Annotated in this window: 16 protein-coding genes and 1 tRNA gene; 10 read left to right on the top strand and 7 right to left on the bottom strand. The window is 65.6% G+C overall.

Annotated elements, in window-relative coordinates; translation table 11 throughout:
- The first annotated feature begins 184 nt into the window (after window positions 1-184).
- Window positions 185-1,210, top strand: coding sequence for a substrate-binding periplasmic protein (locus tag VIN30_RS03420; protein ID WP_338209298.1), 1,026 nt, complete (start codon window positions 185-187; stop codon window positions 1,208-1,210).
- 119 nt (window positions 1,211-1,329) lie between these two features.
- Here VIN30_RS03420 and VIN30_RS03415 read toward each other — a convergent pair whose 3' ends face one another.
- Window positions 1,330-2,259, bottom strand: a complete 930-nt coding sequence (locus tag VIN30_RS03415) for a SufB/SufD family protein (protein WP_338209296.1) — start codon at window positions 2,257-2,259, stop codon at window positions 1,330-1,332.
- A gap of 190 nt (window positions 2,260-2,449) precedes the next feature.
- The gene (locus VIN30_RS03410) at window positions 2,450-3,226 is read right to left on the bottom strand and encodes an ABC transporter ATP-binding protein (protein WP_338209294.1); all 777 of its coding nucleotides are present in this window, start codon (window positions 3,224-3,226) and stop codon (window positions 2,450-2,452) included.
- A gap of 163 nt (window positions 3,227-3,389) precedes the next feature.
- Here VIN30_RS03410 and VIN30_RS03405 point away from each other — a divergent pair, with 163 nt between their 5' ends.
- From VIN30_RS03405 to rplT, 6 genes are all read left to right on the top strand, one after another.
- Window positions 3,390-6,317 (top strand): insulinase family protein, encoded by a 2,928-nt coding sequence (locus VIN30_RS03405; protein ID WP_338209292.1) that lies wholly within the window; start codon window positions 3,390-3,392, stop codon window positions 6,315-6,317.
- Window positions 6,318-6,347: 30 nt separating this feature from the next.
- Complete coding sequence (locus VIN30_RS03400) at window positions 6,348-6,719, top strand: SURF2 Surfeit locus protein 2 (RefSeq protein WP_338209290.1); 372 nt, start codon at window positions 6,348-6,350, stop codon at window positions 6,717-6,719.
- A 48-nt stretch (window positions 6,720-6,767) separates the two neighbouring features.
- On the top strand, window positions 6,768-7,982 hold the full coding sequence (locus tag VIN30_RS03395) for a histone-lysine N-methyltransferase (protein ID WP_338209288.1): 1,215 nt from the start codon (window positions 6,768-6,770) through the stop codon (window positions 7,980-7,982).
- A gap of 289 nt (window positions 7,983-8,271) precedes the next feature.
- Window positions 8,272-8,844, top strand: coding sequence for a translation initiation factor IF-3 (gene infC / locus VIN30_RS03390; RefSeq protein WP_326423722.1), 573 nt, complete (start codon window positions 8,272-8,274; stop codon window positions 8,842-8,844).
- The gene (gene rpmI, locus VIN30_RS03385) at window positions 8,844-9,041 is read left to right on the top strand and encodes a 50S ribosomal protein L35 (protein WP_326423721.1); all 198 of its coding nucleotides are present in this window, start codon (window positions 8,844-8,846) and stop codon (window positions 9,039-9,041) included. Before infC ends, rpmI begins: the two co-directional genes overlap by 1 nt.
- A gap of 39 nt (window positions 9,042-9,080) precedes the next feature.
- Entirely contained in the window at window positions 9,081-9,437 is a 357-nt protein-coding gene (rplT, locus tag VIN30_RS03380) for a 50S ribosomal protein L20 (protein WP_326423719.1), read from the top strand.
- Window positions 9,438-9,593: 156 nt separating this feature from the next.
- Here rplT and VIN30_RS03375 read toward each other — a convergent pair whose 3' ends face one another.
- The 4 genes from VIN30_RS03375 to VIN30_RS03360 form a co-directional block, all read right to left on the bottom strand.
- Window positions 9,594-13,997 (bottom strand): hypothetical protein, encoded by a 4,404-nt coding sequence (locus tag VIN30_RS03375; RefSeq protein WP_338209285.1) that lies wholly within the window; start codon window positions 13,995-13,997, stop codon window positions 9,594-9,596.
- A gap of 2,425 nt (window positions 13,998-16,422) precedes the next feature.
- Entirely contained in the window at window positions 16,423-16,830 is a 408-nt protein-coding gene (locus VIN30_RS03370; RefSeq protein WP_326423714.1) for a NifB/NifX family molybdenum-iron cluster-binding protein, read from the bottom strand.
- Between the two features lie 106 nt (window positions 16,831-16,936).
- On the bottom strand, window positions 16,937-18,439 hold the full coding sequence (locus tag VIN30_RS03365) for a DEAD/DEAH box helicase (protein ID WP_338209282.1): 1,503 nt from the start codon (window positions 18,437-18,439) through the stop codon (window positions 16,937-16,939).
- A gap of 60 nt (window positions 18,440-18,499) precedes the next feature.
- Window positions 18,500-19,909 (bottom strand): glycosyltransferase, encoded by a 1,410-nt coding sequence (locus tag VIN30_RS03360; protein ID WP_338209280.1) that lies wholly within the window; start codon window positions 19,907-19,909, stop codon window positions 18,500-18,502.
- A 132-nt stretch (window positions 19,910-20,041) separates the two neighbouring features.
- On the opposite strand from VIN30_RS03360, the gene VIN30_RS03355 reads away from it, so the two are divergent.
- Window positions 20,042-21,043 carry a glycosyltransferase family 2 protein gene (locus tag VIN30_RS03355; RefSeq protein WP_338209278.1) on the top strand — a complete coding sequence of 334 codons (1,002 nt, stop codon included), beginning with the start codon at window positions 20,042-20,044 and terminating at the stop codon, window positions 21,041-21,043.
- A gap of 82 nt (window positions 21,044-21,125) precedes the next feature.
- Here the strand turns inward: VIN30_RS03355 and VIN30_RS03350 are convergent.
- Window positions 21,126-21,200: transfer RNA gene (locus tag VIN30_RS03350), tRNA-Glu, on the bottom strand.
- Window positions 21,201-21,366: 166 nt separating this feature from the next.
- On the opposite strand from VIN30_RS03350, the gene VIN30_RS03345 reads away from it, so the two are divergent.
- Together VIN30_RS03345 and VIN30_RS03340 are read left to right on the top strand one after the other, a co-directional pair.
- The gene (locus VIN30_RS03345) at window positions 21,367-21,819 is read left to right on the top strand and encodes a GtrA family protein (RefSeq protein ID WP_326423708.1); all 453 of its coding nucleotides are present in this window, start codon (window positions 21,367-21,369) and stop codon (window positions 21,817-21,819) included.
- Window positions 21,820-21,831: 12 nt separating this feature from the next.
- A complete protein-coding gene (locus VIN30_RS03340) occupies window positions 21,832-22,773 on the top strand; it encodes a diacylglycerol/lipid kinase family protein (protein WP_338209275.1) in 942 nt (313 codons plus the stop codon).
- The last annotated feature ends 40 nt before the right edge of the window (window positions 22,774-22,813 follow it).

Here is a 22,813-nt window from a genome sequence, read left to right as displayed (position 1 = left end):
CGTCCCGCCGTGAGCATGGCGTATCCTAGAGGTAAGACGCACCGTCCGCACCCATTTCGCAGCCAGAGCCTGCGACGGACGAGAGGGCCGGTAGCGCAAGCGAAAGCCCCGGTGCGCGAGTGTGGGGTCAAAGACTAGGTCAGTCGGAAGAAGCGTGTTTGAAAACGTTTAGACGGAGGACGAAGTGAGAAGACGCATACTCGTCATGGTCGCCGCGGCGGCCCTCGCCTGCATGGGGCTTATGCTGTGCGGGTGCAACGGCTCGAACAACTACCAGCCCCCGCTGAAGGAGGCCACCGTGGCGCCCCCCGTCATCGGCGAGGAGGGCACGCTGCGCGTGGGCGTGAACACCGAGAATCCTCCGCTGGCGGGCATGGGCAGCGGCAAGATCATCGGCATCGACGTGGACATCGCCGCCGCCATGGCCGACAGTCTGGGCCTGAAGGTGTCCATCGTGGACGTGGGCAGCGACGCGGCCGCCGCCATTGCCGAGGGCAAGGTGGACGTGGTCATGGGCATCGACGCTGCCAACGCCGAGGCCGACTACTGGACGTCTCCGTCGTACCTGCCCACGGGCATCGCGCTGTTCGCCCTGAGCCCCGACGCGGGTGTTCCCGCGCCCGATTCCGGCGCCACCTTTGCGGCGCAGGTGTCCTCCAAGAGCGCCTGGGCCGTGTCCAACGAGTTCGGCCAGGATGCCCTCACCTCCACGAACAGCCTGAGCGACGCCTTCGCCGCGCTGCAGGCCGGTACGGTGCAGTACGTGGCGGCCGATGCCATCATCGGCCTGTACGCCGCCCACGGTCAGGGGCTGGATGTGTCGGTGGTGGCCATGCTGATGAAGCCGAGCGGCTATTGCATGGCGGTATCGGCCGAGAACGCCGACCTGCAGCAGGCGGCCGGCGATGCCCTGGCCAACCTGGTCAGCAACGGCACCATCGACGTGATCGAGCGCAAGTGGCTGGGGGCGAGTGTGGCCCTGGACGGCCTGCAGGTGATTGGCGACGGCAGCGCTCTGACCGATGAGGGCGGCGACGCGGCTGCCGACGACCAGGCCGCCTCCGACGGCACTGACGAGTCCGGCAGCTCCGAGGCCGACGGCAGCGGCGACTCCGGCAGCGATAGCGGTAACGGCGATTCCGGCTCGGATTCCTCTGATGATTCCAGCGGCGATTCCGACGGCGACAACTCGTCGGAAGACGAGGAGTAGCGGTCACGCGCTTCGCCCGAGGCCGTAAGGAAAGCAAGAAGAAAGGACCCGCGAGCCGATGAGCTCGCGGGTCCTTCTCGTTGGCGCGCATTGCCGCGGCGCCGCCATGGGCCGAAAGGCTAGCTGAGGAAGTCGTCCAGGATCTCGGCCTCGGCCTCTTCCTCGGTCAGTCCCAGCGTCATGAGCTTTACGATCTGGTCGCCGGCGATCTTGCCGATGGCGGCCTCGTGCACGAGCATCGCGTCCTCGCTGGCCGCCTCGATGCCGGGGATGGCCTTCACTTTGGCGTTGCCCATGATGATGGCGTCGCACTGCACGTGCCCGCGGCAGGCGCACTCGCCGATGACAAGTGGGTTGAACACCTGTACCGAGTCGTCCTGGGCTACCGAGCGCGAGATCACCTGCACCGAGGAGCCCTCGCCTTTCAGCTCCACCTTCATGTTGGAGGTGGCCACTTGGTTGCCGTGGGTGAGCAGCTTCTCGGTGAGCACCAGCTTCGCGTTCACGCCCAGCTCGGCGTTGGTGTCGCGCACGGTGCTCGTCACGCCGCGCAGCTGCACCATCTCCATCTCGCAGGAGGCGCCTTCCTCCATATACACGTTGGTGGTGGGATTCAGGATGCGCTCGCCGGTTCCCTCGCCTTCGCCGTAGTGCTTTTCCACGTAGCGCACGCGGCTGTTCCGGCCCAGGTAGAAGCTGTGGATGCCGTCGTGCTCGGAGGCGTCGTGGGAATCGTTGTGGATGCCGCAGCCGGCGATGATGGTCACATCGCAGTCCTCGCCGACGTAGAAGGTGTTGTACACCACGTCTTTCAGGCCGCTCTTCGTGACGATGACGGGGATGTACACCGTCTCGCCCTTGGTGCCCGGCGCGATGCGGATGTCGATGCCGGGATTGTCGGTCTTGGTCTCGATGCCGATATAGGCCGACGAGTGGCGCTCCACGAGCTCGCCGTCCTTGCGCACGTTGAAGGCGCCCTTCGGCATGCCGTGCATGTTGGCGATCTCGGCGAGCAGGTTCTCGTCGATGGGGGAAAGGTCTACAGCCATGGTGGTCTCCTTAGCTCATGGTAGCGACTCCTCGGGGTCGGGATCGCCGGGTATTCCGATTCGCTCAGACAGTCCTCGCTTGGTCGGAACAGGACGTTTAGTCCTGTTCCAGTCGCTGCGGAACTCGCTCGGTCGGAACACCCGCCGCTCCCTCTACGCAGGTACTCGGTCGCTGGCAGGGTTCGGCGGTCTAGCAGGTGGTGGGGATCTCGGTGAGGTGCAGCTCGGTGGGAACCGACAGCGGGCAGCCGTGGTCGTCCAGGCTGCGGGCCGCGAATCCCAGTTGAGGCATCAGCTCGGCCGGCGTGCCGGTGGCGGCCACGCGCCCGGCCTGCAGAAGCACGATCTCGTCGGCCAGCGAGATGATGCGCTCCTGGTGCGAGATGATGACGATGGAGCGGCCGTCGCGGGCCTCGTGGATGTCGCGGAAGGTCTCGGTGAGCCGATCGAAGCTCCACAAATCGATGCCGGCCTCGGGCTCGTCGTAGATGGCCAGCTGCGGGTCGCGGGCCAGGATGGTGGCGATCTCGATGCGCTTCACCTCGCCGCCCGACAGCGACTTGTCCACCTCGCGGGTGAGGTAGCTCGCCGAGCACAGGCCCACCTTCGACAGGTACTCGTTGCAGGCGAGCATGGGCAGCTTTTTGCCAGCGGCGATGTCCAAGAGCTTCTTCACCTTCATGCCGCGGAAGCGCGCGGGCTGCTGGAAGCCGTAGCCGATGCCCAGCTTGGCGCGCTCGGTGATGGACCTATGTGTGATGTCCTGGCCGTTGAACAGGATGGTGCCGCTCGTGGGCTCCTCGATGCCCATGATCAGCTTGGCCAGGGTTGACTTGCCGCCGCCGTTGGGGCCGGTGATAACCGTGAAGCGGTCGTCGGGGATGGTCAGAGACAAATCGTCGATGATGCGCTTCGTGCCGCCGCCCTCGGCCGGCACTTCGAACACCAGGTTCTTCAGTTCAAGCATGGATCGCTCCGTATCTCGTCTCGGGATCGCGTTGTATTTCTGTGGCCGATTATAGCGAAATTGTTCCTCGTCGCGGAGAAATAATAACGTCCCCATGAAGGTTGCAGGAAGGCGTGCGCGCTACGGGTAGAATACGGGAAAAGATTTCGCGAGAAGGAGCGATATGACGACCATCGCAGATACCGCCGCGGCCCACGGGTTCGCTTGGCAGCGCACCGAGCCCTTGCCCGAGATAGAGGGGCGGGCGCACCTGATGACCCACACCGCCTCGGGCGCGCGGCTCATGTACCTGGAGAACGACGATGCCAACAAGGCGTTCTCCGTCACCTTCAAGACACCGGCCGCCGACGACACCGGCGTGTTCCACATTCTGGAGCACTCGGTGCTGTGCGGCTCGGAGAAGTTTCCCGTGAAGGAGCCCTTCGTCAACCTGCTGAAGACCTCCATGCAGACCTTCCTGAACGCCATGACCTTCCCCGACAAGACCATGTACCCGGTGGCGTCCACCAACGAGCGCGACCTTCTGAACCTCATGGACGTGTACCTGGACGCGGTGTTCCACCCCAACATCTACACGCGGCCGGCCATCTTCCAGCAGGAGGGCTGGCACTGGGAGCTGGAAGGGGAGGGCGATACGCGTGCCCTGGTGTACAACGGCGTGGTGTACAACGAGATGAAGGGGGCGCTGTCGGAACCCGATTCGGTGCTGTACGATGCCCTGTCGGCGGCGCTGTTTCCCGATACCACCTACCGCTTCGAGTCGGGCGGCACGCCGGCTGCCATCCCTGCGCTGACCTACGAGGGCTTCCTCGACAACCATCGTCGCCACTACCGGCCCGACAACAGCTACATCATTCTGTACGGGAACCTCGACCTGGATCGGTTCCTCGGCTTCATCGACGAGGGCTACCTGGCGCCTCTGGCGGCCGCCGATCGCGGGCCTCTGCAGGTGAATCCGCTGGGGCAGCAGGCGCCCGTGACCCCCGCACCCGTGACGGTGGCCATGGATACGGCGCCCGAGAACGCCTGCGCCGCCCTGGGGGCCGTGATCGGCGCTGCCGCCGACCGCGAGCGCGTGGTGGCTGCCGACATCTTGCTGGATGCCGTGATGGGGTCCAACGAGGCGCCCCTGAAGCGGGCTCTGCTGGATGCGGCCATCGCCGACGATGCCATGGGCTATGTGGCCGATGCGGTGGCCCAGCCCTTCGCCGTGATATCGCTGCGCGGGGCGCGCCCCGGGGCGGCCGAGCGCCTGCAGGACGTGGTGCGCGCCGAAGCGCGCCGCCTGGCCGACGGCGCGCTGGACCGCGAGCTGGTGCGCGCGGCGCTGTCCCACGCCGAGTTCGTGATGCGCGAGCGGAACTTCGGCTACCCTGACGGGGTGGTGCTGGCCATGTCGGCCATGGCCGGCTGGCTGTATAGCGACGAGGACCCCACGGCCTACCTGCGCTTCAACGACGTGTTCGCAGCGCTTGCCGCCAAGGTGGACGAGGGCTACTTCGAGGCGCTGCTGCGCGAGCTGTTCTGCGAGAGCGACCACTGGGCCCGCGTGGAGGTGGCGCCCGGCGATGCCGGCGCCGACGAGCGCGCCGAGGAGGCTGCCCGCGAACGCGCCCGGGCGCTCGCTCCGGACGAGGCGGCTGCCATCGAGGCCGACGTGGCCGCCCTGCGCGCGGCCCAGGAGGCCCCCGACGACCCGCAGGCTGTGGCGGCGCTGCCGAGTCTGACCCGTGCCGACATCGGGCCGGCCCCGGCTGAGGAGCCGTGGGAGGAGGACGAGCTGGACGGCGTGACCTTGGTGCGCCACCGCATTCCCACCCACGGTATCGCCTACGCCTACCGTTACTTCGACCTGGACTGCCTCTCCTTCGAGGAGCTGCCCTACGCCACGGTGCTGGCCAATGTGCTGGGCAAGCTGGACACCGCCCGCCACACTGCCGCCGAGATAGACACCTTGTCCCAGGCGCATCTGGGCAATCTGGGATTCGCCTGCGAGGTGCACGAGAATGTGAGCGACCGCGATCAGGTGCGCCCCGTGCTGGTGGTCGGCTGCTCGGCACTTTCCGAGAACGCGGCTTGGATGGGGTCGCTCTCGTCCGAGGTGCTGACCGAGACCGACTTCTCCGACACCGCCCGCATTCGCGATATCCTGGCCCAGTGGCGCATCGCCATGGAGCAGTCCTTCGCGGCCAACGGGCATACCGCCGCCATGGGCCGCGCGGCATCGTACTACCTGCCGGCCGGCGTGGTGCGCGAGGCGCTGGGCGGCGTCGACTTCTACCGCTTCCTGAAGGATACCCTCGATCACTTCGACGAGCGCGCCGCAACGCTCAGCGCCAAGCTGGCCGAGGTGGCCGGTCGTCTGTTCGCCGATGCCAACTGCACGCTGTCGTTCGCCGGCAGCGACGACGACCTGGAGCGTTTCCGCGCGGCCGCCGCGCCGATGCCCCGCGCTGCCGCGCCCGTGGCGCTGACGGTGCCGGCGCCGGTGTGCCGTCGCGAGGCCTTCGTGGTGCCCACCGACGTTACCTACACCGCCTGCGGTTGGGATCGCCGCCTTCTGGGTCTGGGCTACAGCGGCGTATGGCTTCTGGCCGCGCGCATTCTGTCCTACGACTACCTGTGGGGCGAGGTGCGCGTGAAGGGCGGGGCCTACGGCACGGGCTTCCAGACTATGCGCGGCGGTTCCAGCCGCTTCTACTCCTACCGCGACCCGCGCATCGACGAGACCGTGGCCCGCTTCCAGGAGGCCGGCTCGTGGCTGGCCGGCGCGTTTAATCCCACCGAGGCCGAGATGGACGGCTACGTGGTGTCGGCGGCAGCCTCCATGGACGCCCCCGAGAAGGCCCGCGCGTTGTTGCGTCGCCAGGACGGCATGTACTTCGCCGGCTACGGTATCGCCGACCGCGCCCGGGTGCGCGACGAGGTGGTGGGCGCCCAGGTGGATGCCGTGCGCGCCCTGGGCGAGGCCGTGGATGCCATCGCGCGGTCCGGCTGCACCTGCGTGTTCGGGAATCGGGAGATCATCGAGGCCGCTGGCGGTGGACTTACGGTGATCGACCTACTCAGCCAAGAGGGTGTTCCGCTATAATCTGTCTTTCGAACGGAAAGGATGCAGCTCATGGCCGACAGCACGGGCTTCTCGCATATCACGGTGAACGCCGATACCGATGACGACGTGGTCATCCAGGCGGGCATCGTCGATGCGCCTGCCGATGACGACGAGGTCGTCGTTGAAGAGGATGTTGCCGCCCTGGCCGATGATGACGCGCCGGCCGAGGAGGACGCCGCGCCCGACGATGGCGCGGCCGAGCAGGACGGGCCCGCGCCCGCATCCCGGCGTCCGAGCGCGCCCGCGCCCGACGACGGCTACCGCGAGACCACCCTTGACGACATCGAGGGAGCGAAGATGCCCACGGCCCAGAAGGCGGTCATCATCGTGGCGCTGCTCGGCGTGGCCGCCTTCATTCTCTGGTACCTTTTCGCACGATAGAACGCCTCCCATTCTTTTACCCGCAGCCCAAACGTAGAAGGAAAGAACATGGTGAAGAAAAGCACAAACGGACAGAACCGGCGCCCGGAAGCCGATGCCGACGGCAACGCCATGGGCCTGACGGAGGCCTTCCATCCCATTGCCTCCGACGGCTTCACCACGGCGATGCCCCCGATGGGCGGTGCCGGGTCGGTGGAGGAGGAGCGCATCGTCGCCGGTCCCGAGGGCACGTTCGAGGAAGTGGATCTGGGCGGCGAGCCGGTGGACGACGAGGGCCTGGCTGCCGGCGAGTCCTTCGGCAACGAGGCCGCTTTCGAAGACTTCTACGCCGGCCGTCCCCTGCCCGACGACGAGGCGGCTCCCGCTCCGCTGCCCACCATCACCCACGCCGCCACTACCAAGCCGGCCTCCAAGGCGAAAGGCGAGGGCCCGCGTCATGGTCGTCACGCCCATGCGGCTACCGACGGCGACGGCAAGCCGGCCGTTCCCGAGTACATGCGCAAGTCGCGCCGCATGCGCCGCATCCTCATCGTGGTCATCATCGTGTTGGTGCTGCTCCTGGCCGCGGTAGCCTACTTCGGCGTGCAGCTGTTCGAGGCGGGCAATTCCACCGGCGTGCAGCAGGCCCAGAGCACCGAGCAGGAGCAGGAGGCCATCCAGCAGGAGGAGGCCAACGACGCCTCCACCGAGACGGCCAAGACCACCACGGTGCCCAACCTGGTGGGTCTGCTGAACCTCACCCAGGACGAGGCTGTGGAGAAGCTGCAGCACGGCGCCCAGGTGTCCAGCACCCGCGAGGTGAACGAGGAGGGCAACCCCATCAAGAGCGAGGCACGCGTGGCGCTGACCGCCGAGCCGGCCGACAGCCGCACGGGCACGCCCACGGTGTATTTGGGCCTGAACGAGGAGGGTCGCGTCATCCAGGCGGGCTATTCCGCCTCCACTACGGCGCTGGGCTACGGCTCGCTGTCCTTCGCCGATGCGGTGAACAACGAGGACATCATCCAGAAGACTCTGGCCGAGGCGGGCCTGTCGGTGCCCGAAGACGCCGTGGCGCTGCCGGAGGACTCCGCCGCCTACACCACCTTCGATACCGACGGCAAGACGCGCACCAAGGAGTACTGCTCCTTCAACGGCACCGTGGATGTGGAGGGCGTCGAGCACACCTGGTCGGCGGTGCTGTCCTACGATTACTCCATGGCGAATGCCTCGGGCAACCTAGCCGACACCGTACGCACCATCTTCGTGTACATCAACGCTTAAGCTCCGTTCGCCCTGACGGGCTGAACGGACTGGCCGACGCTGAGGCTCCGACAGGCACCTGTCGGAGCCTCGCTGGCTTCCTTGGACGAAATGCGAAATTCTTCTTGCCTCGGCCGGAAAAAAGGTTTATCATAAACAGGCTGTTAATCAAGCGAGGGCATGGCCCTCCACCTGGTTCGGCGCCTTCGGGCTGCTGATGGGTCTTCCGCAGATATGCTTATTGCGAACGGAACCCGCCGCGTGCCCGCAAGGCCCGGCGGGTTTTTATGTGTGAGAACACGAAAAGGAGGTGAGCGCGATAGCTGCTCAAGAGCCCCGGCTCAACGACGAGATCACCACGCGCGAATGCCGTCTGATCGACTTCGACGGGAACCAGATGGGCGTGTACCCCACGGCCCAGGCCCAGCGAATCGCCGACGACATGGATCTCGACCTGGTGGAGATCGCCCCGAATGCCGACCCGCCCGTATGCCGCATCATGGACTACGGGAAGTTCAAGTACGACCAGGCCATCAAGGCCAAGCAGGCGCGCAAGAACCAGAACAAGATCGAGATCAAGGAAATGAAGTTCCGCCCGAAAATCGATGTGGGGGACTACACCACCAAGAAGAAGCACGTGCTGCGCTTTTTGGACGGCGGCAACAAGGTGAAGATCACCATCATGTTCCGTGGTCGCGAGATGGCTCATCCCGAGCAGGGTCTTTCCATTCTGGAGCGGCTGGCCGACGACCTGAAGGACGTGGCCGTCATCGAGAACCAGCCGAAGATGGAGGGCCGCAACATGCACATGCTCATCGCTCCTCTGCCTGCAACGGCGAAGAAGAAAAAGGAAGCTAAGACCGACGAAGGAAAGGACAACTAATGCCCAAGATGAAGACCCACCGCGGCACCGCCAAGCGCGTCCGCGTGACCGGTTCCGGCAAGCTCATGCGCGCCAAGGCCTACAAGAGCCACATCATGACCAAGAAGAGCCAGAAGCGTAAGCGTAACTTCCGTCACGAGACCGAGCTCGCCGAGGCCGATGCCAAGGTTGTCAAGCGCCAGCTCGGCCTTCGCTAGTTCCGCACGTTTCCCTGTTTTCTTAGGAGTGATTAAGATATGCCTCGTGTAAAGCGTTCCGTCCATGCCCGTAAGAAGCGTCGTACCGTCCTCAATCGCGCGAAGGGCTACTATGGCGCGAAATCCCGTTCCTACCGTGCCGCGAAGGAGCAGGTGCAGCACTCGCTGCAGTACATGTACCGCGACCGCCGCAACAAGAAGCGTGAGATCCGCCGCCTGTGGATCACCCGCATCAACGCCGCGGCCCGCATCAACGGCCTGTCCTACTCGGTGTTCATGAACGGCCTGAAGAAGGCCGGCGTCACCCTGGACCGCAAGGTGCTCGCCGACATGGCCGTGAACGACGCCCCGGCTTTCGCCGCCCTGGTGGAGATCGCCAAGAAGGCCGTCGCCTAACCGGCATTCGATCGTGAATGAAAGGGACCCGCGAGGGTCCCTTTTTTGTGCGCGGCAACCGTGCTGCAGTTCTGGATGTTGGGATGGCGCGCCGTGTTGGAGAAGCGCGCCGCTGCGGGTGAGATGATCGCGGCGGCGCGTACGACGCGGGCCGTGCTAGCGGCGGCGACGGCGGCCGGCCAAGAGGAACGCGCCGCTGCCGAAGCCCAAAGCAGCTGCGCCCAAGGCCAGCAGCGCCACCGGGTCGCCCGTTTGGGCCAGGTGCATCAGGGCGGTGGCGAAGCCGCTGCCGCGGTTGCCTGCACCGCCGTGGGGGTCGCCGGCCTCGCTGGCGCCGGTGCCGGGGGAGTCGGGGCCGTGCGAGCCGTTTCCGTCGCCCGACCCACCGTTGCCGTTGTTTCCGGAGCCGTCGTTCGGGTCGTCGGGGTCGCCGGTGTCGGGCGGGGTGGGCTCGCTGGGCTCGGGCGGCGTGGCGAAGTCGGGCTCCAACTCTACGAGCACCTCGTGGTCGCCGTGAATGTCGGCGAAGGAGGTGCCGTCGGCGCCCAGCAGGTCGGGTCGCTCCTCTCCGTCCACGGTGACGGCCTTCACGCGGTAACCTGCGGCCGGTTCCCATGCCACGGCGCGGTCGGCGCCCTCGGGCACCTCGCCCGAACCGGACGATGTGCCCGGGCCGCCTTCCAACCGCACGTTCACGTGGTGCCAGGCATCCACGGAAGGATCGCGGTCGAACACGATGTGTACCTGATGGTCGCGGTCGATGCCGGCCAGGTCCAGGAAGCCCGCGTCCATCAAGTCGGGGCGGTCTTCGCCGTCGACGGTCACCGACAGCACGGTGCGGCCGGCATCGGGCGCCCATTCCATCCGATGATCGGCGCCGGGCACCACCAGCGCCGAGGGGCCGGCGCTGCCCTGGCCCTCCCAGGTAACGTCTACGCGCCACAGATCCATCTCCAGCTCCACGGCCACCTCGTGGTCGCCGGCTACAGCCGAGAAGCCCCAGCGGGCGAGGGAAGTATCCTGGGCCACACCGTCCACCGTGACGGCCTTCACGCGGTAGCCGGGGGCGACTGCCCATTCCACCACGGCATCGGTGCCGGCCGGCACGCGGCAGCTGCCGGTAATGGAGCCGGCCCCTCCCGTGATGCTCGTGCGCACCTCGCACAGCGTTGCATCCTCGGGGGCGTCGAATTCCACGTGCACCGTGTGATCGGCAAACACGCTCGCGAAGGGGAGTGCCCCTGCGTCCAGCAGATCGGGCCGCTCCACACCGTCCACGGTGATGCGCACGGGCCGCGCTCCGTTTATGCCGTGCCAGGTGACCAGGTGGTTGGCACCGGCCGTCACTAGGGCGGTGCCGTCGGCCACGCCCGCGCCGTCACACGTCACATCGATGCGGTAGAGGCCCTTGTCCTGGCGCGGCTCCTGGGTGAGCGCCACCTCCACCGTGTGGCTGGCGGTCATGGTCGGGAAGGACACCGATCCGGCCAGCAGCAGGTCGTCGCGGGCGATGCCGTCCACGGTCACCGACTGCACGCGCCAGCCGGCCGGCGATGTCCATGATACCGTGCGGTTCGCGCCCGGCGCCAGGTTGTCCTCCGAGGGCGTGATGGTCGCGCCGGCGCCCCCGCCGGTCAGACGCGTCGTCACCGACAGCCCGTTGCCCAACGGCGCGGGTGCCAGGCGCACCACCACGCTGTGGTCTTCTTGCACGTTGGTGAACGCCAGGGTGCCCGCTCCCAGCAGGTCGGGTCGTTCCTGACCGTCCACGATCACGCTGGCCACCTGCCATCCGGCTGCCGGCTTCCACTGCACCTCGTGGTCATCGCCCACAGGCACACGCCCCGAGCCCGATACCTCGCCCGGGCCGCCGATGAGGTTGATGTCAACGCGCTTCCACTGGGCGTCGTCGGGCGGGTCTTGCTGGAATTCCACGTGCACCGTGTGGTTGTCGCGGATGTTCGCGAAGTCCACGGCACCTGCCGCCAGCAGATCGGCTCGCTCTGTGCCGTCAACCAGCACACGCAGCACCGACAGTCCTGCCTGGGGGCTCCAGGTTACCTGATGGGATGCGCCGGCGCGCACCGTGGCCGACTGGCCGGCGGTGCCGCAGCCGGAATAGGTCACGTCCACGCGCCACAGGTCTTCCTCCAGCTCCACCACCACCTCGTGGTTCGCATCGATGGCGGGGAAGTCCACCTGCGCCGCGCCCGTCAGCTCGGGTCGCCACTGGCCGTCCACAGTGACGGCCTTCACGCGCCAGCCATCGCCCACGGTCCACGGAACGTGCGCATTGGCGCCAGGGGCGTAGGAGGCGCTGCCGGCAATGGTTCCCGCGCCACCCGTCAGGTGCGTGATCACGGTGAAGCGGTCGGCGTCCGGGTTGTCGGGGTCGGGCGGGTTGTCGGGGTCGTCGGGATTGGCGGGGAACACCACGTGCACGCGGTGATGGGCGGCCAGGCCGGTAAAGGCTATGCTGCCCGCGGCTGCCAGACTGGGCCGCAGGCAGCCGTCTACGTACACGGCCACCGGTGCCACACCGTTCTCGCCGGTCCAGGTTACCGTGTGCGAGCCGCCGGCCTCCACCAAGGCCGAGGGCCCTGCGCTGCCCGCTCCCGAGCAGGTGACGGTCACGCGGAACAGGTCGCCGTCCTCAGGGGTGCGCGGGTCGTCGGGACCGTCCGGATCGGGAGGCAGCGGGCCGTCGGGGCCGTCCGGGTCGGTGGGATCGCCGTCGTCGGCCACCACCACGGTTACCGTGTGACCCGCGTCCACGTTCTCGAAGGTGATCTTGCCAGCGTCAATGAGGTCGTCGCGCACCACGCCGTCCACGATCACCGAGACGATGTGCTTGCCCGGCGGCGCCGACCACGCCACCGTTTGGTCGCTGCCGGGCTCCACATCCAGTAGCGACGGGGTGATCTGGCCGCCCGCCGGTGCCTCGGTCACGATGTCTATCTGGCCGCGCTTCAGCGTTACCTGCACCAGGCAATCGCTCTGTACGTTGGAAAGATCGATGCCCAGGCCTCCTACGGTCAGTTCCGCGTCGTCAGGCGCGTACTCGGTGCGCGAGTCGCCGCGGATGACCGTGACGCCGCCCACCTCCCAGCCCTCGGCCGGTTTCCACGACAATTTGGCCGTGCCGCCGGGGGTTACGGTGAGGGTGGGCGTTGCCGAGCCGGCGCCGCCCATCAGCTGCGTTCGCACGGTGTAGGGGCTGGGCGTGGTGGTCGTACGGTTCGGGTCGATGTAGCACACCTCGATGGACACGTCCTCTTGGATGTTCGAGAACAGCGCCGCCACGTCCTTTGGCAGGCCGGCGGTGGAGGTGGGACGCGTCTGGGCCTGGGTGGGCGTGTCCTTGTTCTTGTCGAACACGGTGACGCCGTTCACCTTCACGTAGTTCAGAATGGCCTCCGACACGGTGCCTGACCAACTGACCGGGTAATTCTGCCCCGGTGTTACCGTGGAGGCGGGGGTGATGGTGCCCGGGCCGATGATGGCGGTGCGCACGGCCAGGCGGTCGGCGGGGCTGGCCGTGGTGCGCACGGTGACGCTGTGGTTGCCGGCCAGCTTGTCGAAAATCACCTTGTCGGTGCCTCGGATGGGCACGGGCACGCCGTCCACTTTGATCTCGGCCAGCGCGTAGCCGGGTGCCACGTCCCAGGTAACCTCGTGGGATGCGCCGGCGGCCAGGTCGCCGGTGGTGGGGGTGAGGTCGATCAGGCCCGCATCGCCCTCGGTAGTCACCGTGTAGGGGGCGTCTCCCTTCTCGGGTGCGTCGCCCTCGGCGAAAGCTACGTGCACCTGGTGGGAGGCACCGGCCATGGGAACGCTCACCCGGTCGGCGCCCTCCAGGTCGCAGCGCACTTGGCCGTCTATCATAACGAAGGCTACGTGCGCACCCGCGTTCGGCCGCCACGCCGCATATCCGGTGGCCGTGCCGTACAAGCTGGCCGCGGCAGTATAGGGACCGCTTGCCGGCAGCGCCGCCGCGGTGTTGGTGATCCCGATCGACCCCGGCCCCGAACTGGACACCAGCAGATCGTACTTGGTCCCATCAGCCGTGCTGTTGGTGGAAGCAACGCCGATGCCGTCAATGTAATAGCCGGTGCGTGTGGTGCCCGACGAATCGACGAAGGTGCCTGACAGCGTTGATGAATTGGTGTACGTTTGGAAGGAGTTGCCACCGGCGGCGGTTCCTTCGCACACGACCTCGAAGTAGCCGCCTTTGCGCACTTGCACGGCGCTGGCGGTAGAACAGGTGAGTGTATTGCCCGAGACGGATATACTCGTGAGATTAGTGACTTTGCCGTCGGCTCCGCGGAATCGGGCTACGACGGAATTGCGGTCGATGGAGGCGAAGGCCGGCAGCGTGAGGACCACGGTTCCGCCCTGTAGGCCCAGATACTGCTGATCGGAGACGTTCGTGCTTATCATGGTGGCACGCAACTTGTCGCCCGGCTGCGCCATATCGCGTGATCCCATGTACCCGGGGTCGCTGGTCGACCAGTTCTTGTCCAGGTCGGAAACCGTGATGGTAGTGTCAAACTTTGGCATGACTACATCGATTGCGAGTCCCAAGGCTGTGAGAATGGTAGGATTGTTATTTGTGCTTGCGAATAGTGTCACAGTGTTTTCCCCGCCCTGCAATTTCATTGAGCCGCTATTCGATCTGTTGTTGACGCTCATGATTGCTAGATCGGTATTGCAGGTTGGAAAACTCCTGTTTGATCCGTAAAGAGGAACTTTCGAATAAGTATAACGAGGGGTTTGGTTGACCCATGATCCGTTTATATCTACCCGGAAGCTGAAGAATGTATTTGCGGGTCGATCACTGGAATAAAGATTGACCGCGGAAGATGCGAGGTCGGTTGAGTATCGAAGGCTTTGACTGCTGTCTCCCGGATCGCTTCCGTCCATGGAGACGAGGTTTTCTCCGGTTGGATTTGGCGAAACAAGGAGGCCAGGACCAGAGACGACGACGCTTGCAGGCGCGTTGTCGTTAATACGCGTACCCCCCAATTTGAGTCGGAGCATGCGAATCGGGAGCGTGGGTACCGTTTCTACTACAATCAGTTTCCAAGATCCGAAGAGATCCGTATCATAATCATCGGCGTAAGTGGCTCCTTTAAGTGTATATGGGATGTTAATTCCCGTATAGGTGCCATAGCCTTGGGTTTGCACGAAGCTGGTCACATCAAAAACGCAAGAATTACGAGCGCTGCCATCATGGTATACAGTGGAGGGGTAATAACGGTTTATGGCTCCTTTCGGTCCTTTCAGGCACACGCCGTAAGTTGAAAGTGGATTCGTGCTTCTTGCAGTGCACCTTTCTTCTTTAACCGTCGTTGCAATTACGAGAAACGCCTTGTAAATGCTTGAGGAAGAGGACCGTTGAGAGAGAACGGATGAACTTGAGTTATTGTGCCAGGTTCTGTTGTTGTAATCACATCCTGCGGGAGCCGATAAGGTGTATCCGGTTGAATTTTCAGCTGTCACATCGGTCTGGATGGGCGTTCCCCACGCTGAATCATGCTTACCTCGAATATTTGTGTTACCGCAGATATTGAATTGGTACCTTCCCATAAAGGTAAAGTCGTTGACATTTGCATCGCCGCCTAGCTTGTTGACAAAACTTGCGCTGTTCGCTGTGCCGTAGGTGTTGCTCAGGGCGTAAAGGGCAATGCCTCCTGTAAGTGTCGAATATAAAGGCCGCATTTCATAGGGCGAGGGAGCAGTAGCTGGCTCACAATCGTCAACATCGTTGTGCACGGGGTCTGCGCTCAAGGTAGCCGCGTTGCCCGAAGAGGCGCTGTTGATTTGATCTTCTGCTGCTTGGTCTTGTGGTGAAGTAGAAACATCTCTGTTCTGTTCATCAAAAGAATCGGCCTCGTCAGAAGAAGCCGCGGTATCACTTATGGTTTCGGGGGAGAAGGAAGAGGTTTCGTCGCCTGGAGAGTCGGCGGCGGGGTCGCTATTTATGCTCTGGGGGGGGGGTACTCGGTTCCTTGCGCCTCGGCCAAAGCGGTGCCGGCCGGGAACAGCATTCCCGCAGCCAGCGCGCCCGCCAGGGCGATGCGCCCGAGGGAGCACCAAGGGCTCTTCCTCATGATCGTTCTCCTTCTTCGGTCGGCCCAGCGGGGCCGCTTTGGTGCCGGAGGGCTTTGGCGGCTCGTGGCACAACTTCTCTCCTGCGCGCAACAATGCGCAACTCAGCCAGTTTTATACCAGTGTCAACAGAGTTTTGCAAGCGAGGCGGCATAGGGGGACGCTCCGAGCGGGCCCGACGGCATGGCGGCGACATAGGTGTCACCGCTCCCCTCCATTTTCTGCCTCGATTTCCTTTTTTTCACCAATACTGCGCCTTGTGCGTGCAGTTTGAACTTCGCGACCTGGGGAAACGCGCACAATTATCGAGCACGAGCGGCTTCAAGTGTGAAAATCTGGAAATCGAGGCGGTTTTTGTAGATCGGTCTGCGATGGGGTGTCGTTGGTGCGTGAAACGTGAAAAACAGGAAATCGCGTCATCCCTTAATTGATTTGGGTGAGTTTTGGTCAAGAAATACACGATGTCTATGCTCTGTGCAACACGGTGCATGGGAATTGTGGCTTTTTGCGGTCACAAACTGGTAGATTTCTAAAAACAGGGCAGCCGATTGGCCCCAAGTGCTTATAAATCTTGGCTTTTTTGGCCAAAACAGGCCGATAGGAGTGAAATCTGCATATACATCCTTTGATTTTTGGCCAAAAGAATGATTGTTGTCTTGACGACGTGGGGGGGGGCTGATGGCGATTCGGCGGCCAAAAGAGTGATTGCGCGCTTGCGGCGTGGGACTGATGGCGAATCGGGGGCGGAACGAACCCTGAAAACGAGGAGCGAGGTGGCCGCTTGGCCTGTTTGCCGAAGTTGCATCCGCTCCTGAGACAGGAGGCGCGTTGGTGGCGCCAAGCCGACAGCGGGCGGATTCCTGCAAACGGGCGGCTAGGCGGTTTTGGCGACCAGCTTGTACTCGATGCGAGCGAAGGCGTCGTCCAGCTCGTCCAAGGGCTCGGCGGTGGCATAGGCGCCGGTCAGACCCGACTCGCCCATGAGGGTAGTGTGCAGGTAGGCGTCGGCGGCGGCGCGGGGAACGTCTTGGTCCTGGGTAACGCACTCGATATCGGCCGCCTCCAGCGCGCGCATCAGCTCATCGCCGAACGAGCGCGCTATGAGCACATCAACGTCGATCTTCTTGAGGATATCGATGCTCTCCTGCACGGTGACGCCCATGTTGGGCACGTTGCAGCAGCTGGCGATGATGCCGTTGTTCGTCGAGTAGCACGTGAAGCTCTCGCAGCGGCTCGTCAGAGGGGCGACCTCAAGGCCGTCGCACGCAACAGCGATTCTCATGCGTTCAGTTCCCTTCCCTGTGTAACGATTGTACGATACACGAACGCGTCGCCGGTCTGCGTGGAGTACGGCAAGCGGATGGAAATGAGCAGGTGAGAGACGGGGGCTAGCCGCGACGCTTGCCGCCGCGCTTGGCGGCCACGGCAGCGCGGTGGGCGCGACCGGGGCGCAGGTCGGGACCTTTGCGGCCCGCAGCACTCGCGGCGCCCTTGCGGTTATTGCCGCTCGAGGCCTTGCCGGCCTGGGCGTTCTTGCCGGCGCGTGTTTGGGCGCGACCTGCGGGCTTGGGCGCGGCGCTTCGGCTGCTCGGCTTCTTGCGGGTGTTGCGCTGGCGCGCCTCGGCGGCCTCGGTCTCGGCCCGCTCCTTCTCCTTGGCGCGGCGCTTTTCCTTCTTGGACTGCTCGCGGGCGGCGGCTGCCAGCTCGGGATCGTGCTTGGCGTTCGCGCGGGTGGCCCGGGCCGCAGCGGCCTCGGCGGCCTCCTCCAGGTTGAAGCCGGCCACCTCCATCTCGGGAATGGGACGGCGGATGAGCTTCTCGATGGCCGCCAGCTCGTCTTTGTTCTCGGGGCTGACGAAGGTGACGGCGAAGCCCTCGGCGCCGGCGCGGCCCGTGCGGCCGATGCGGTGCACGTAGTCTTCGGCCTGGGTGGGCACGTCGTAATTCACCACGTAGGATACCTCGTCCACGTCGATGCCGCGGGCGAGCACGTCGGTGGCCACTAGGATGTCGGTGGTGCCGGCGGCGAAGTTGTCCAGGGCGCGCTTGCGCTGGTTCTGGGAGCGGTCGGAATGGATGGCCTCGGCGTGGTAGCCGGCGCGCTTCAGCTTGCGGCAGGCGGCGTCGGCGCGATGGCGCGTGCGAGCGAACACGATGACGCGCTTGGCGCCGCGCTCCTTCAACAGGGCGGCCAGCAGATCGGGCTTCAGGGTATGGGGCACGCGCGCGATGTACTGCTCCACGGTGTCGGCCGTCTCGCCCTTGGCGGCGATCTGCACGATGGCCGGATCGTTCAGCATGGCGTCCACTTGATCGAGCACGCCCTTGTCGATGGTGGCCGAGAACAGCAGGGTCTGGCGCGTGGCCGGCGTGGCCTCCACGATGCGGCGCACGCTGGGTAGAAAGCCCATATCCAGCATGCGGTCGGCCTCGTCCAGCACCAGGATCTGCACATCGGACAGATCGACGGCCTTCTGGTTCATAAGGTCGATGAGGCGCCCCGGCGTGGCGATGAGCACGTCCACGCCCCGGGCCAGAACCTTCATCTGGGGCTCGATCTTCACGCCGCCCACCACGTTGGCCACGCGCAGGCCGCGGGCCTTTGCGATAACCTCGCTCACTTCCTGAATCTGCATGGCCAGCTCGCGGGTGGGGGTGATCACCAGCATGGTGGGGCTCTTCTTGCGGTCGGCGCGCTGCAGGCGGTCGAGCGAGGGCAGCGAGAACGCGGCGGTCTTGCCGGTGCCGGTCTTGGCGGCGGCGATCATGTCGCGGCCGGCCAGGGCCAGCGGAATGGACTGCTCCTGCACGGGCGTGGGCTCGGTGTAGCCGAGCGCGTGGACAGCGGCAAGGACGGAATCGGACAGGCCGAGATCGGCGAAGGTGGTCATGGGGTTCCTCTCTAGGATGGTCGGTGGAAGGGCGCGACGCGGCGCGGCGTGCCCGGGCGGTTAGCGGGTGTGGGCGGGTTTACGCCCCCAGTAGAAGTGCAGGAAGTGCCGCGCGCGCAGCTTGGCGTCGCGCACGGGCTCCTTCGCGATGAGCCGGAAGGTGGCCCGGGCGATGTCCATGGCGGCACGGGGCCGGCGCAGAAGCGACGCGTTGATGAGCATGGCGTCGGCCGAGGCCGGGTGCCCGCTGATGTGGCGCAGCGTGTCCAGCAGCTCGCGGGGGGTGGTGGCCGCCATGGCGGCACCGGCGCCGGTGAGCATGCGCACGTTGGCCTTTTCCTGGCCGTAGGCGCGGCCCAGCAGGATCATGGGCGCCCGGGCGCACAGGCACTCGGTCACCGTGAGGCCGCCGGGCTTGCAGATGACCACGTCGGCGGCCTCCATCAGCTCGGCCATGGTGTTCACGTATCCCAGCACCGTCACGTTGTCCAGGCCGTAGTCGGCCACCTCGCGGCGCACGCGAGCCTCGTACTCTTGGTCGGCGCCGGTGACGATGACCAGCTGCATGTTCGGCAACGTGTGCATGAAGGGCAGAAGCTCGTCCAGCGCCTCGCGGAAGTGCACGTAGGGCCGCGGCAGCTTCGCGCCGGCCAGGGCCAGCACCACCAAGCGGTTGTCGGGCAGCCCGAACCGGGCGCGGGCCTCGTTTTTGTCGTAGTCGCGCGAGAAAGCGGGGCTGGCGGGAATGCCGGTGATGAGGATGCGGTCCTCGGGTACGCGGCGCGGGCGCAGCGTCTCGGCCATGGCCTCGTTGGCCACGCAGAACAGATCGGTGTGCAGATGCGGCCACAGCCCCTCGGCCTCGTAGTCGGTGGGCACGCACAGGATGGGGAAGGGCTGGTCGGTGAGCATGCGGGCGCTGACGGCCACGTTTGCCGCGGTGATGTGGGTGCATACGATGGCGGCCGGTCGCACGCGGCGCACGAACTCCACGAAGCGCGGGTACATGATGCGCGCCCAGATGGTGCCGCCGCCCCACAGCAGGCGCCCTGTGAGGGTGTAGCGCCAGGTGAGATCGTAGAAGGGGCGCGTCCAGCCCGTGAACATGGATGCGGTGGCGTCGCCGTCGAACACGATGCGTCCGAAGTCGAGGATGTCGAGCACCTCGGTGCGGGCCCGGGCGGTGGGCGAGGAGTCGTCACCGGTGGCGCGCGCCTCGTCGCGCAGGTTGCCGAAGGCCTCGGCAATGGCGTAGGCGGCGCTGCGGTGTCCGCTGCCCACTGAGGCATGCACCACGAGGATGACCGGGTCGCCCGCATCGGTGGCGGCGGCCAGCGACGTGGCCGCGGCTTCGAGGGCGTCGGGAGCGGCCAGCTCGGCGGGCGCCGGGGCTGCCAGCGCGGTTTCCCCGGCAGCGAGGGTGGAAGGCGCCGACGAGGAGTCGACGCGGTGGGTGTTAGCTACATTCATGGGCCCCATCATAGCGTATTTCCCCGCTGAGGGTTTGCGGGCGTTGGTTTTACCTTGAAACCTGTGGCCTAACGGAGGGCTTTGGGTTACGATGATGCTTCTAATCGACGAACCTATGGAGGAACGTTTCCCATGGCTGACATCGCAACCGCATCGAACCCTGAGGCCACCGCGGCCGCCGTGGAGGCCGCCCGGCGCGGCGAGGGGGTGGCGGTGCTCATCCCGTGCTACAACGAGGCGCCCACCATCGCCAAGGTGGTGCGCGACTTCCGCGAGGCCCTGCCCGAGGCCGCGGTGTACGTCTACGACAACAACTCCACCGACGGCACCGCCGAGCTGGCGGCCGCCGCCGGGGCGGTGGTGCGCCGGGAGTCCCGCCAGGGCAAGGGCAACACGGTGCGCTCCATGTTCCGCGACATCGACGCCGAGTACTACCTCATGGTGGACGGCGACGACACCTACCCGGCCGGGGCGGCCGGCGACCTGGTGGCGCCCATCGCCGCCGACGAGGCCGACATGACCGTGGGCGACCGGCTCTCCAACGGCTCCTACGGCAAGGAGAACGACCGCCCCTTCCACGGCTTCGGCAACGACCTGGTGCGCTGGCTCATCCGGCTGATCTACGGCTACTCCTTCGACGACGTGATGACCGGCTACCGCGCCTTCTCCCGCGCCTTCGTGAAGACCATGCCCGTCATGAGCGGCGGCTTCCAGGTGGAGACCGAGATATCCATCTGGGCGGTGGACCGGCGCTGGCGGGTGGCCGACGTGCCGGTGGACTACCGCGACCGGCCCGAGGGCAGCGTGTCGAAGCTGTCCACGGTGGGCGACGGCATGCTCGTGCTCGCGGCCATCGCGAGCCTGTTCCGCGACTACCGACCCATGGCCTTCTTCGGGTGGCTGGCCCTGGTGCTGGCGGCCCTGGGGCTCCTCGCCGGGGTGCCGGTGGTGGCCGAGTACCTGGACACGGGCCTGGTGGCGCGCCTGCCCTCGGCGGTGCTGGCCGTGGCGCTCGTGCTGTGCGCGGCGCTCTCGCTCACGGCGGGCCTCATCCTGGACACCGTGGCCCGCAGCCACCGCCGCCAGTGGGAGATGAGCGTGTACAGGGTGATGGAGGCCGACCGAGACCGCTAGGCCCCATTTGCGGCGCGCGGCGCGCGGGTGATAAGGACAACGAAAAAGGGGCGAGCCCGAAAGCTCGCCCCTTTGCATGCGATGGTGCCCCCAACGGGAATCGAACCCGTGTCTCAGCCTTGAAAGGGCCGCGTCCTGACCTCTAGACTATGGGGACGTGAAAAACAGCTGTCATAGTATGCCAGACCTGCCAGGTCATTGCAAGGGATCGATCGGGAAATTTTTTATCAACTTGACAACGCGCCTTGCGCAACGGGTGCCCGCGGCCCAGAATAGATGGGTACGGCGTGCGACAAGTGCCCAGTTCGATAGCGGAAGGAACCATGAAGTACCTCATCCAGCAATTTATGAAATTCGGCGTCGTGGGCGTTATCGCCTTCGTCATCGACTACGGCCTGATGGTGGCCCTTACCGAGCTTGCCGGTGTGGAGTATCTCATCAGCGCCACCATCTCGTTCATCGTGTCGGTGGTGTTCAACTACTTCGCCTCCATGCGCTACGTGTTCACGCACAAAGAGGGGCTGTCGCGCCGGCGCGAGTTCCTCATCTTCGTGGTGTTGTCGGCCATCGGCCTGGGCATTAACGACGGGCTCATGTGGGTGGGCACGTCGCTGCTCGGCATCAGCTACCTTATCACCAAGATCGTGGCCACGGCCATCGTGATGGTGTTCAACTTCGTCACCCGCAAGAAGTTCCTGGATGCGGGCCCAGACGTTTCGCCGGCGTGCACGGCCGACGATCAGGGCGTCGTGGAGCCTGCGGGGATGCAATATTAGAAAGGCGCGGCCATGGCCACCCGTTGCGGAACAATCGCGATCATCGCGAACCCCGCCGCCCAGAACGGCCGCGGGGCCTGGACGGCCGTGGAAGCCGCCAGCCTGCTGCGCGCCAAGGTGGGGGAGGGCGGTTTCAAACTGCTGCTGACCGAGCGCGCGGGTCACGCAACCGCGCTGGCCGCCCAGCTGGGTCCCGAGGTGGGCGCCGTGGTGGCTTTGGGCGGCGACGGGCTGATCAACGAGGTGGCTTGCGGCCTGATGGAGCGCGACGCCGACGAGCGCCCGGTTTTGGGCGTTATCCCCGCGGGTTCGGGCAACGATTACGCGGCCACCCTGGGCATGGCTTCGTCGCTGCCGGCGGCCATCGACCAGATTCTCGCCTTCCGCACGGGGCCGGCCGACGTGGGGCGGGTGAACGGACACTATTTCGTGGAAACCCTCTCGTTCGGTTTGGACGCGGCTATCGCGCTGGATACCGTTGAGCGACGCGTGCGCACAGGCCGCGCCGGCACGCGACTGTATCTGGAAAGCGCTGTGGACCAGCTGTTCCACCATTTGAACATCTATGATTTCACGGCTCGCTTCGAAGGCGTACCCAACGCGGAGCCCGATGTTCGCACGGTGGAGGCGGCGGCCTATCTGCTGGCTGTGCAGATCGGCCCCACCTATGGCGGCCATTTCCGCATTACGCCCGATGCCGCGCTGGATGATGGTCTGTTCGACGTGTGCTGGGCCGTGCCCGAGCTGGCCCCGCGGCGCGCCCTGGCGGTGTTGTTGGCAGCGCGCTTCGGCCGCCATACGGGCAACAAGCACATTCACTTCCAGCGATCGCGCGCCCTGACGCTGGATTTCGACCAGGAACCGCCGGCCCAGATCGACGGCGAGAAAATTACCGGCACGCACTTCGCCATCGACTGCATTCCGCATGCCCTGACGGTGGTGCTCGGCCACTAGGCACGGCTGCGCCCAGTCTCGCGGCAGCTTCCGCGCGCGG

Origin of the sequence: Adlercreutzia wanghongyangiae, from assembly GCF_035989245.1 — a bacterium.
In the GTDB taxonomy this organism is placed as follows: Bacteria; Actinomycetota; Coriobacteriia; order Coriobacteriales; family Eggerthellaceae; genus Adlercreutzia; species Adlercreutzia wanghongyangiae.
This window is presented reverse-complemented; position numbering and strand designations above follow the sequence as displayed.